Here is a 12,167-nt window from a genome sequence, read left to right as displayed (position 1 = left end):
GGCGCGACGCCGCCTCCGATGAACGACCGTCAGTCGACGCCGCCCGTCCAGGGCGGCGGGTCGCTGGCCGGAAATGAGTCGACGCCCGCCCGCTCCACTTCATCAAGGGGTTCGGGTGGGCGACGGCGCCGAATGATGCCCTCCTGAGCGCCTTCAGCGGCGATCGCCGCAGCGATCAGCGGCGCAAGCCCTATGGCGTTGCTGTCGTGTGGAATGGAATCGCTTGAGACGATCCGGTCGGTGAGCCCCTTCAGTTGCTCATGGGAATCCTCAGCGAACACGCCGTGGACAACCGCGCAGACCGGTCGCGGGAAGCCCTGAAGCGGCAGTTTTCGAGCGGCTTCAATCAGGGTGTGCCCTGACGAGGCGATATCGTCGACGAGGACCGGATATCGGGCCCTCCATTGCGAGAGGTCAGGAACCTCGACATCGACGTTGCGGTCGCCGTGCCGAACCTTGCGCAGCACCGCATAAGGGGCACCGATGCGCCTGGCGATCTCAGACACCCACTGCTCGCTCTCCTCGTCTGGCCCGATGATCAAGGGCTCACCGACCTCTGCGGCGATCCAGTCTGCAAGGAGAGGCGCGGCGTGCAGCGTCTGAGCGGCGATCGTGTAGAGCGCGGACAGCGCTGGATACCTGTGCAGGTGCGGATCGACTGTCACGAGGCGATCGAAGGTCGAGGAAACAAGCCGCGCGAATGTCTTGGAGGATATGGCCTCGCCAGCCTGGAAGCGTCGGTCCTGGCGCATATAGGAAAGGTAGGGCGCGATCAGCGTCACTTCGCGCGCGCCGAGCGCGCGGGCGGCGTCCGCGGCGAAGACGAGGCGGAGGAAACCGTCATCGGGCCGCGCGAGCGTGCAGACGAGGCAGACCATCTTGTCCGCGACGTCGGAAAGGATGCGGACATAGCTCTCGCCGTCGGGAAAGCGCCGGGTCTCGATCTCGCCCATCTCCCACCCGCCGGCTTCGGCTAGCTGGCGCGCGAATACTTCGTTGCCGGGTAGCGGAATTATCAGTCGCATGCCGTGTTTCCCTGTCGTTCGAAGGTTGTTGCTCGTTTGTGGAATTCGCCCCCTGGAAGACGACCATCGCGGATGGTGCGGCCGAGCGGAGCTGCGGATCGCATGAAACGCCCTCGCTTCTGCCTCAGCAGGACGCCCGCATCGCGGCCGACTTCCGGTAGATCGCCCGGATCAGGTAAGGTGACGCTCGCGCCTACAGGCACATCTCATCATCCGTTTTTGTTGGGCGGGGTAATCACTATGTCGCTCCGGCAGATCGCAGGCAAGCCGACGCGATCATCGGCCGGGCCGTAAGCTTTCCGGGCGAGTGGCGTCATACGCGCGACCGGATCAGGACCGGAACGCTTGCGGAAGGCGAGGATTCGATGCGCTGGGCGGAAACATGGCGGGGCGGCTACGGAGCGTTTGTGCGAAGCCCGGAGACCGTCGAGCGACTGGCCGCGGCGGCCGAGCGCCTCGTGCGGCGCGGCGCTTGGCCCGACGAGGAGGCGGTGTATCGCCTGGTGGCCGCGGCCGATCGGCTGGCCAGCGCCGCCATGTGGATGGTGGCCCACATGACCTACGCCCGTAGGGTCGACCTGTCGGGCGCCGCCTTGCCGGCCGAGGCCTTCAAGGCGTCTCCGGAGGGGCACACCGGCGGCTCGCTGAACATGGCGCCCGCCTTCGTCGGCTATCTGCTCGCCAATGCGCTGTCCGGGGGAACGCGTTCCTGGATCATGGGCCAGGGCCACTGCGTCGCGGCCGTGGAGGCGGTCAACGCCCTGACCGGGGACGTTTCGCCGGGGCAGAAGGGTCGATACGATCGGTCCGAGGCCAGCTTGTCCCAGCTGGCGTCCGACTTCTACAGCTACGCTATCGGCCCGGATGGCCGCCCGGGGGTTCCCCTCGGCAGTCACTCCGGCCCGGAAACGGCGGGTGCGGTCTCCGAAGGCGGCTACCTCGGCTTCGCCGAACTCGAATATGTCCACATGCCGCTGCGCGGGGAGGGCCTCGTCGCCTTTCTGAGCGACGGCGCCTTCGAGGAACAGCGGGGCTCTGATTGGTCGCCGCGCTGGTGGCGAGCGGAGGACAGCGGCCTCGTCACCCCCATCATGATCCTCAATGGCCGCCGCATCGAGGAACGCACCGAGATCGCCCAGGACGGCGGCGAGTGCTGGCTTGATGGCCATCTGCGTCTGAACGGATTCGATCCGATCCCGATCGACGGCCGCGACCCGGCCGCCGTGGCCTGGGCCATTCTGGAATCGGAGGAGCGACTGAAGCGTTTCACCGCCGATCGGGAGCGCCTCTATCCCGCACGCCTGCCATATGTGATCGCCCGCACCGTGAAGGGTTTCGGGTTTCCCGGGGCCGGGACCAACCGGGCGCACAATCTGCCGCTGGAGGGGAATCCGCGCACGGACGAGGCGGCGCGCGCCACCTTCAATGCGGCGGCGGCCGCCCTCTTCGTGCCCCCGGGGGAACTCGAGGCCGCGCTCGGCGCTCTGGCGACCCACGACCTGCAGCGCCGTCCCCTCGAGAGCGGCCATCCGGCCGCCCGGCGAGCTCCGGCGGATCCGACCCGTCCGGTCCCGTCCTGGTCGGCTGGACCGCAGTCGCCGATGCAGGCGATCGACGAATGGTTCGTGCCGTTCATCGACGCCAATCCGGGGCTGCGGGTCCGGCTCGGCAATCCGGACGAACTGCGCAGCAACGGAATGGGACGGACCCTCGAACGGCTGCGTCACCGGGTGAACCGCCCCGAGCCGGGACTGCCGGAGGCGGTGGACGGCGCGGTCATCACGGCCCTGAACGAGGAGGCGGTGGCAGGCGCGGCCCTGGGCAACAAGGGCGGCCTCAGTCTGATCGTCAGCTATGAGGCCTTCGCCGTGAAGATGCTGGGTCTCCTGCGCCAGGAGATCATCTTCGCGCGGCGACAGCGGGAGATCGACGCGCCGCCGCAATGGCTCAGCGTGCCGCTCCTGGCCACTTCCCATACCTGGGAGAATGGCAAGAATGAACAGTCCCACCAGGACCCCACCCTGGCCGAAGCCCTGCTAGGGGAGATGTCCGACACCGCCCGGGTTCTGTTTCCGATCGACGCCAACACCGCCGTGGCGGCGCTCAGGGGCGTCTACGGCGGCCGAGGGGAGGTCGCCTGTCTTGTCGTTCCGAAGCGGATCGTGCCTGGCCTTGTCGACCCCGTCGCCGCCGAAGCCCTGTGGGCGCGTGGCGCCGCGGTCATCCACGGCGATCTCGCTGCGGCCGATATTCAGATCGTGGCTATCGGCGCCTATCAGGCCCGTGAGGCCATCGCCGCCGCCGCGCGACTGGAGCGAACCGGGCGCAGAACCTGCGTCACGGCCCTGCTGGAGCCCGGACGGTTCCGGGCGCCGCGCGATGAAATCGAGGCGCGGCATACGGCGTCGACCGCCGAACTCGAGGAGATCTTCCCCGAGCGCCTGCCGCGCCTCATCCTCACCCATACGCGGCCCGAGCCGATGCTCGGCCTGTTGCGGCGCCTCGACGGCGGCCCCCGCCGGACCCGGGCGCTGGGCTATCTCAGTCGCGGGGGAACCCTGGACACGCCCGGCATGCTGTTCGCCAACCGGTGCACCTGGGCCCACGCCGCGGTCGCCTGCGCGGATCTGCTCGGCGACGCCGCCGGCGTGCTGACGCCAGGGGAGATGGCCGCCGTCCGCGGCGAGGCCCACCCCCGCATCCTGCAAGTCTCACCCCCGGAAGGATCTCCATTGTGATCAGTCTCACCAGTCTCGGCGGCGCCGGCGCCGTCACCGGATCAAAACACCTGCTCGAGGCCGACGGTCGCCGCATCCTGATCGACTGCGGCCTGTTCCAGGGCCTCAAGACCCTGCGCGAGCAGAACTGGGCCCCGCTCCCGGTCAAGCCCTCCAGCATTGACGCGGTGATCCTGACCCACGCCCACCTGGACCACTCCGGCTACCTGCCGAAACTGGTCAAGGATGGATTCCGCGGGCCCATCCTGGCCAGCGCCGCCACCCGGGATGTGGCGGAGATCATCCTGCGCGACAGCGGCCATATCCAGGAGAAGGACGCCGAGCAGACGAACCGCTACGGCTACGGCAAGCACAAGCCGGCCTTGCCGCTCTATGGCGTGCAGGACGCCGGACGCGCGATGGAGCGCTTCGTCTCGACCCCGTTCCATACGTCCGTAGAGCTGCCGGGCGGAGCCAGACTGACCCTTCGCCGCGCGGGGCACATCCTCGGGGCGGCGACCGCCGAGGTGACCTGGAACGGAACGAAGATACTCTTCTCCGGTGATCTCGGCCGTTATGGCGACGCCACCATGGTCGATCCCGAGCCGGGGGAGGAGGCCGACTATGTGGTCGTGGAATCGACCTATGGTGATCGGCGCCATGATTCCCGGGACCCCACGGAAGCCCTGGGCGAGGTCATAGAACGAACCACCGCGCGCGGCGGGACCGTGGTCATCCCCGCCTTCGCCGTCGGCCGGGCCCAGTCGCTCCTTTACCACATCTGGCGACTGAAGCAGGCCGGGCGGATCGGCCTGACGCCCATCTACCTGGACAGTCCGATGGCGATCAACGCCACCGACCTTCTGCACGCGCACCTGGAAGACCACCGCATGCCGGCGGAGGTGTGCGACGCCATCTGCGCCGTCGCCACCTATGTGCGCGATGTGGAGGCGTCCAAGGAGATCACCGCCAGCCCCATGTCCAAGGTGATCCTGTCGGCGAGCGGGATGGCCACCGGGGGGCGGGTGCTCCACCACATCAAGGCGTTCGGCCCGGACCGGCGCAACACCATCCTGTTTTCGGGTTTCCAGGCGGCGGGAACCCGCGGGCGTTCGATGGTCGAGGGGGTCCAGGAGGTGAAGATTCACGGCCAGTGGGTGCCTATAAATGCCGAGGTCGCGAACCTGCCGATGCTCTCCGCCCACGCCGACGCCGAGGAAATTCTGCGCTGGCTGTCGGGACTGAAGCGTCCGCCGCGCAAGACCTTCATCGTTCACGGCGAACCGCATGCTTCAGACGCGCTGCGGGTTCGCATCCGGGATCGCTTCGGATGGGACTGCGTCATTCCTCAAATGATGGAGCGCCACGAACTGTGACCGTGTCCGACGCTTCCCACGCCGCTGTTCCATCCCTGAAGGCGCGCCGCTTCGGCCTTCACGCACAGCACGAATTGATCGTTCTGATGCGGCGTGACTGCCCCGTCTGCCGCTCGGAGGGCCTGTCGTCCCGCTCCCAGGTGCTGCTCTCGGCCGGAGGCCGGGAAGTCTACGCCACCCTGTACCAGATGGACGGTGACGTCCTCGGCCTCGACGAGGCGGCGCTCTCTGAAGAGGCCTGGCGACTTCTGGAGGTGGCGCCGGGCGATCCCGTCGCGGTGCGCCACGCTCCGGCCATCGAGTCCATGTCCAGCGTTCGCCGCCGGATCTATGGAGCGCGGCTGGACAAGGGCGCGATCCAGGGGATCATCCAAGATGTGGCGGCTGGACGTTACACGCCCATCCATCTCGCGGCCTTTCTGACCGCCACCTCGGTGCTTCCGCTCGACGACGCCGAGGTCGTGGCGCTCACCCGCGCCATGGTGGACGTCGGCGACCGCCTGCGCTGGCCGTCGGACGTCGTCATGGACAAACACTGCATCGGCGGCCTGCCGGGCAACCGGACCACGCCGATCGTGGTGGCCATCCTCGCCGCCAGCGGCCTGGTCATGCCAAAGACCTCGTCGCGCGCCATCACCTCGCCGGCCGGAACCGCCGACACCATGGAGACCCTGGCCCCGGTCGACCTCGATGTGCCGGCCATGCGGCGGGTGGTCGAGGCGGAAGGCGGCTGTGTCGCCTGGGGCGGGGCGGTCAGGCTGAGTCCGGTGGATGACATCTTCATCCGCGTCGAACGGGTTCTCGACGTTGATACGGAGGGGCAGCTCATCGCATCGGTGTTGTCCAAGAAGATCGCGGCAGGAGCGACACATGTGGTGCTGGATATTCCTGTCGGGCCGACCGCCAAGGTGCGATCGCAAGAGGCGGCCGACAAGCTGGCGACGCGACTGACGACCGTTGCGAGCCATTTCGGGCTCAGCGCCCGATGCCTGCAGACGGACGGCGCGCAGCCCGTGGGCGTCGGCATCGGGCCGGCGCTGGAGGCGCATGACATCCTGGCCGTGCTGCAAAATCGGCCCGGGGCCCCCGGAGACCTGCGGGTCCGTGCGTGCCTCCTGGCAGGCGCGGCGCTCGAACTGGCCGGCCAGGCCGCTGCGGGTCAGGGGGCGCGCGCCGCCGAGGCGGTGATCGCCGATGGTCGCGCCTGGGCGAAGTTTCAGCGGATATGCGAAGCCCAGGGCGGGATGCGGATTCCTCCGACTTCCGAGCGGCGCGCCGTGATCCGGGCGACGCGATCAGGACGTGTGATCCTGGTCAACAACCGCCAGATTTCGACCCTGGCCAAGCTGGCTGGCGCGCCTCAGCAGAAGGCCGCCGGCCTGGAGATGCACGTCCGGCTCGGCGCGGAGGTGGCGGCCGGCGACGCTCTGGCCACCGTCCACGCGGAAACCCCGGGTGAACTGGATTACGCCCTCGACTATGCGGCGTCGCACGCCGACCTGATCGAGATTGAAGCCTGAAGCTCCAGAGGCCCCGCCAGAGCCGAGCGGGCGGTGGCCGCTGCTGACAGGGCGCAGGGCTCCGGGCAGCTCTGACAGTTCGCCAGCATCCGCCGCCGCAGCGCGGCGCGGCCCCGGTGCACGCGCACGCCGACGTTGTTGGTGGTCAGTCGCATCTCGGCGGCGATCATCGCCAACGGGGTCTCTTCCAGTTCCGCCTTGCGCAGCAGGCTAGCGGTCTGCGGCGGGAGATCGGCGAGGGCCCGCTCGAGACAGTGCAGCGGGCGTTGGATGTCATCGTCCGGTCCGTCCGCCTCATCGTATCGGGGCTCGGCGTCCAGGGCGTCAGTCAACCGGGCCCGGGCAGCGTTGCGGCGGTAACGATCGAACAGGGCGTTGCGAAGCGCGATCCCGAGCCAGGCGTCCACCTTGCCCGGGTCGGTGAGCCGGCCAGCCGCCAGCGTCACCTTGAGTGCGAATTCCTGCAGGACGTCCTCGGCGTCGTCGGGCGAGCGCAGTCGTTTGACGAGGTAGCGCAAATGCGCAGGGCGATCGTCGCGCAGACGGCGCTCGACGAGCCGGCGAGTTTCAGCCGCCGGCGGCGCGGCGGCGACCAGCCGGAGGGCTGAGGCCGGTGTCCCCGGACACGATGCGGCGAGGAGGCGCTGTGAGCTCATGATCGTTCCCCTGCGTGAAGTCAGCGAGGATCATTCGGTAGGCAACGCCAAGATTTGCGCTGAATCAAGTATTTAAAAAGATTCCCCTCCACCCCGCTTTTGTTGAGGGATGGAGCGCCGCGATGCGTATAGACATCTGCATCGCCAGATCTCGATCAGTCGCGGTCCAGCAATTGTGCGACAGAAAAGTAAAACGTCGCGCCGTCGGAAGCCCGCTACGAACGACGCCTCGGGACCAGGAGGTTCGCACCGATCTCTCCGATTGACTTCGAAGACGCGTCGTCTTCGGCGTCATTACCGCAGCCATCGTCGCGTTGGCGTAAGGAGCGAGAGGCTTCCGCGTCAATCGAATCATCTTGCCCGCCCGCGGCGGCGGCGGCGTCGTCGTCGCTCGGCGGCCGCCCCGCTTGTCGAGATTGACACCATGAGCAAGCCCGCCCCCCTGATCCTGGGGTTCGAGAGCGTCGATCGAACCTCGGTCGCCCAGGTGGGCGGCAAGAACGCCTCCCTGGGGGAGATGGTCCGCAATCTGGGTGGCCGGGGCGTGCGCGTGCCGCCCGGCTTTGCGACCACAGCCGAGGCCTATTGGCGCTTCCTCGACGCGAGCAGCCTGCGCCCCGTGATCGCGGCCGCCATCAGCGATTGGACCATGGGAAAGACGTCGCTTCCCGACACTGGCGCGCGGCTCCGCGCGGCCCTCCTGGCGGCGCCGTGGCCGGAAGAGAGCGCCGAGGCCATTCGCGCCGCCTACCGCGATCTTTGCGCTCGCATCGGCAGGCCTGATGCGGATGTCGCGGTCCGCTCCAGCGCCACCGCCGAGGACCTTCCCGACGCCAGCTTCGCCGGCCAGCAGGAGAGCTTCCTCAACATCCGCGGCGAGGCCGCGCTGCTGGAGGCGTGCCGACGGTGCTACGCCTCGCTCTTCACGGATCGCGCCATCAGCTATCGACAGACCAAGGGCTTCGACCATCTGAGGGTCGCCCTTTCAATCGGCGTTCAGCAGATGGTCCGCTCGGACCTGGCGGGGGCGGGGGTGATGTTTTCGATCGACACGGAGACTGGCTTCGACAAGGTCGTGCTGATCAACGGCGCCTGGGGCTTGGGCGAGAACGTCGTCCAGGGCGCCGTCGACCCCGACGAACACCAGGTCTTCAAGCCGTTGCTCGACCAGCCCGGGACGGTTCCGATCCTGGAGAAGCGCCTCGGCGGCAAGGCGCTGAAGATGATCTATGCGCAAGACGGGGAGCATCCCACGCGCAATATCCCCACCACGCCTGCCGAGCGGTCCGCCTTCGTCCTCGCGGACACGGAAGTGCTCGCGCTGTCGCGCTGGGCTGTCGCCATCGAGGCCCACTACGGCTGCCCGATGGACATGGAGTGGGCGAAGGACGGCGAGAGCGGCGAGATCTTCATCGTCCAGGCGCGGCCCGAAACCGTGCAGTCCCGCCTCGGCTCTGGCGCGCTGCGCAGCTTCAGGATCAACTCCAGGGGCGCCCTGCTGGTGACCGGCCTCGCCATCGGAGACGCCGTGGTGGCCGGCCAGGTCTGCCGGATCGACAGCCCCCGCGACATCGACCGGTTCGTTGACGGGGCGATCCTGGTGACCACCGCCACCGACCCCGACTGGGTGCCGATCATGAAGCGGGCGGCGGCCATCGTGACGGACCACGGCGGCCGCACGTCCCACGCCGCCATCGTCAGCCGAGAACTCGGACTGCCCGCCATCGTCGGGACGGAGACGGCCACTCAGGACCTCCAGGCGGGGCAGGAGGTCACCGTCTCCTGTGCTGAGGGCGACGAGGGCTTCGTCTACGAGGGCCGCGCGCAATTCGAGACGCGGGCACTCGACGCAAGCGCGGCGCCCGAGACCACGACCCAGATCATGCTCAACCTCGCCAACCCTGCTGCGGCCTTCCGCTGGTGGCGCTTGCCGGCTGATGGGGTAGGTCTCGCGCGCATGGAGTTCGTGGTGAGCAACCATGTGAAAATCCACCCGATGGCGCTCGTCCGCTTCGAGGCGGTCGAGGATCCGGAGGCGCGGGCCGCTATCGAGGCGCTGACGGCCGGCTATGTCGATAGGACGGAATATTTCGTGGAACGGCTCTCACGGGGCCTTTCCCGCATCGCCGCGGCCTTCCACCCGAAGCCGGTCATCATCCGCATGAGCGACTTCAAGACCAACGAATACGCCAATCTGATCGGCGGCGCCCGCTTCGAGCCGAAGGAGGAGAACCCCATGCTCGGGTTCCGCGGCGCCTCTCGTTATTACTCGCCGCGCTACCGCGAAGGCTTCGCCCTGGAATGCCGGGCGATCCGCCGCCTGCGCGAGGACCTGGGCCTGCGCAACGTCATCGTGATGATCCCATTTTGCCGGACGGTCGATGAGGCGCGTCGGGTTCTGGAGGTGCTGGCCGAGAACGGTTTGGTCCGGGGAGAGGAAGGGCTCCAGGTCTATGTGATGTGCGAGATCCCTTCGAACGTCATCCTGGCCCGTCAGTTCGCCGAACTGTTCGACGGCTTCTCGATCGGCAGCAACGATCTCACCCAGCTGACGCTGGGCGTCGACCGTGACTCGGGTGAGCTCGCGGAGCTCTTCAACGAGCAGGATCCGGCCGTCGAATGGATGATCGATCAGGTCATCGTCTCGGCGCATGATGCGGGCGTGAAGGTCGGGCTCTGTGGAGAAGCGCCCAGCAACCACCCCGAGTTCGCCCAGTTCCTCGTCCAGCGGGGCATTGACTCGATCTCGGTCAATCCAGACAGCTTCGTGGCCGTGAAAGCGGCCGTAGCGGCGGCTGAGGAGACCGCACACAGGACTCCCCGCCGCATACCTTGACGACCGGCTGAGACGGCGGGCGGGTACGTCCATAGCCCAGCACGTTCGCGCCGGCTGATCCTCGGCTCGTCCTTCGCGCGAGACTGAGCCAGGGATCTGTCGATTCCCGGGGTCGAGGCATGGGACGCGGAGGGGCGCATCGCGGCTCGCGCCAGCGCCTTAGCGCCGCGACGGCGAGGCCGTCATCGACCTTCTGGACTGGTCCGAGGGGCGAGCTTCAGGCTTCCATCAAGGGGGCGTCAATGGCGCACCCCTGTTCACCGCCGACTGGTTTTTCTTGCGACGCCAGTGGCGAGGCCGCTGGAAAACGGCGCCGGTCCCCGCATAGGGAAACCGGGAACCGACACGACCGGCGTAACGTTGATCCATCGGCGCGGGCGGGTCCTGCGGTTGATAACTCAGCGACATGAGTGAGCCGGACGGTATCACAGTCGACCAGGGCCTTGTCCTCGACACGCGCGCGTTCGACGCCGCCATGTTCGATCTGGACGGCGTCGTCACCCGGACCGCCACACTTCACGCGGCCACCTGGCGCAAGCTGTTCGACGCCTTTCTCCGGCGCCGGGCCGAAACGAAGGGAGAGGCGTTCCGGCCCTTCGACGTGGAGCGCGACTACCGCACCTATGTCGACGGCAAGCCGCGCCATGAAGGGATCCGCAGCTTTCTGGCGTCGCGCGGGGTAACCTTGCCGGAGGGCAAGCCGGATGATCGCGCCGACCGTGAAACGGTCTTCGGTCTCGGCGCACGCAAGAACCAGCTCTTCCGCCAGGCCCTGGGCCGATCCGGCGTCGAGGTGTTCGAAAGCTCCCTCGAACTCATCCGCAGGCTGCGCGAGGCAGGCCTGAAGACCGCGGCGGTCACATCCAGCAAGAACGCCGCGGCCGTGATCGAGGCGGCGGGGCTCGCGGACCTGTTCGACGCATGTGTCGACGGTGTCGAAGCGGAGCGCCAGGGGCTGAACGGCAAGCCCGCGCCGGACACCTTCGTGTACGCCGCCCGGCTCCTCGGCGTCGACGCCAAGCGCGCCATCGGGGTGGAGGATGCGATCGCCGGCGTGGAGGCGATCCGGGCCGCGGGCTACGGCCTCGTCGTCGGCGTCGATCGAGCCGGGCAGGCCGCCGTCCTGCGCCAGCACGGCGCCTCGCTCGTCGTGCGGGATCTGGGGGAGCTGCGGATCGTCCCGGCGGCGCCGGCCGCACCCATGGGCCTGCCGGCGGCCCCCAGCGCCGCGCCCGAGTGGTTGCTCGTGGAGGAAGGCTTCACGCTCACGCGGGAGCACGAACTGGAATCCATCTTCGCGATCGGAAGCGGCCATCTCGGTTCCAGGGGGTCGCTGGCGGAAGGAAGCGGGATGTCCTCGCCCGCCACTTTCGTAGCCGGAGCCTTCGATGCGCAGCCGGGAGCGACGCCCGGCCTTGCCATCCTGCCGGATTGGGCGAAGCTCTCCATGACCATCGAGGGCCGGCCTCTCCGACTGGATACGGGCAGGACCCTCAGGCACCGCCGGATGCTCGACATGCGGCAGGGGATTCTCTGGCGCGAGTGGCGACACGAGGACGCCGCCGGTCGGATCACCCGACTGCGGGGGCTGCGTCTTGCCTCCCAGGCCGACCGGCGCCTCCTGATCCAGTCGGTTGCGGTGGCGCCCGAGAACTACAGCGCGACCGCAAGCCTGGACGTTCCTCTCGATGAGATGGCGACGCGCCGACTTGGCGACGGCGGCGTCATTGCGCTGGCCGCCGCAAGCGCGATCGGCGAGATCGGCGACCGCAGCGCCGCGTCTGGGCGCCCGCCCAGGCCGCCGATGGTGTTGGAGCTCGCACTCGGGAAGACCTACCGACTCGACAGGGTGGTCGCCGTCTGCACCTCAAGGGAACAGGATAAGCCGGAGGTCGCCGCACGCAGCCGGGCCGGCCGCGCGATCAACACAGGCTTGTCGGCCCTGATCACCGCCCACCGGGAGGCCTGGAGGGTCAGGTGGGAGGCGAGCGACATAGGCATCGACGGTGACCCGGCCGCGCAGCGCGCGCTGCGCTT

7 protein-coding genes are annotated in these 12,167 nt (G+C 68.3%); 5 read left to right on the top strand and 2 right to left on the bottom strand.

Features of this window, described 5'->3' with window-relative positions:
- Window positions 1–29: 29 nt before the first annotated feature.
- Window positions 30–1,025, bottom strand: a complete 996-nt coding sequence (locus tag HX774_RS15920) for a ribose-phosphate pyrophosphokinase (RefSeq protein WP_178828376.1) — start codon at window positions 1,023–1,025, stop codon at window positions 30–32.
- A gap of 365 nt (window positions 1,026–1,390) precedes the next feature.
- On the opposite strand from HX774_RS15920, the gene HX774_RS15915 reads away from it, so the two are divergent.
- From HX774_RS15915 to HX774_RS15905, 3 genes are read left to right on the top strand one after another with little or no spacing between them, the layout of a single operon-like run.
- Window positions 1,391–3,763, top strand: coding sequence for a xylulose 5-phosphate 3-epimerase (locus HX774_RS15915; protein ID WP_178828374.1), 2,373 nt, complete (start codon window positions 1,391–1,393; stop codon window positions 3,761–3,763).
- Complete coding sequence (locus HX774_RS15910) at window positions 3,760–5,118, top strand: MBL fold metallo-hydrolase (protein WP_178828372.1); 1,359 nt, start codon at window positions 3,760–3,762, stop codon at window positions 5,116–5,118. The genes HX774_RS15915 and HX774_RS15910 overlap by 4 nt, the downstream gene beginning before the upstream one ends.
- Window positions 5,119–5,120: 2 nt before the next feature.
- Complete coding sequence (locus tag HX774_RS15905) at window positions 5,121–6,638, top strand: thymidine phosphorylase family protein (RefSeq protein WP_370523721.1); 1,518 nt, start codon at window positions 5,121–5,123, stop codon at window positions 6,636–6,638.
- Here HX774_RS15905 and HX774_RS15900 read toward each other — a convergent pair.
- Window positions 6,596–7,294, bottom strand: coding sequence for an RNA polymerase sigma factor (locus HX774_RS15900; RefSeq protein ID WP_178828368.1), 699 nt, complete (start codon window positions 7,292–7,294; stop codon window positions 6,596–6,598). The genes HX774_RS15905 and HX774_RS15900 overlap by 43 nt on opposite strands.
- Window positions 7,295–7,718: 424 nt before the next feature.
- On the opposite strand from HX774_RS15900, the gene ppsA reads away from it, so the two are divergent.
- Both ppsA and HX774_RS15890 read left to right on the top strand, forming a co-directional pair.
- A complete protein-coding gene (gene ppsA, locus HX774_RS15895; RefSeq protein WP_178828366.1) occupies window positions 7,719–10,130 on the top strand; it encodes a phosphoenolpyruvate synthase in 2,412 nt (803 codons plus the stop codon).
- 406 nt (window positions 10,131–10,536) lie between these two features.
- Window positions 10,537–12,167 (top strand): beta-phosphoglucomutase family hydrolase (locus HX774_RS15890; RefSeq protein ID WP_178828364.1); only part of this gene is annotated, 1,631 nt, incomplete at its 3' end.

Source organism: Brevundimonas sp. P7753 (genome assembly GCF_013386595.1).
Classification (GTDB): domain Bacteria; phylum Pseudomonadota; class Alphaproteobacteria; order Caulobacterales; family Caulobacteraceae; genus Brevundimonas; species Brevundimonas bullata.
This window is presented reverse-complemented; position numbering and strand designations above follow the sequence as displayed.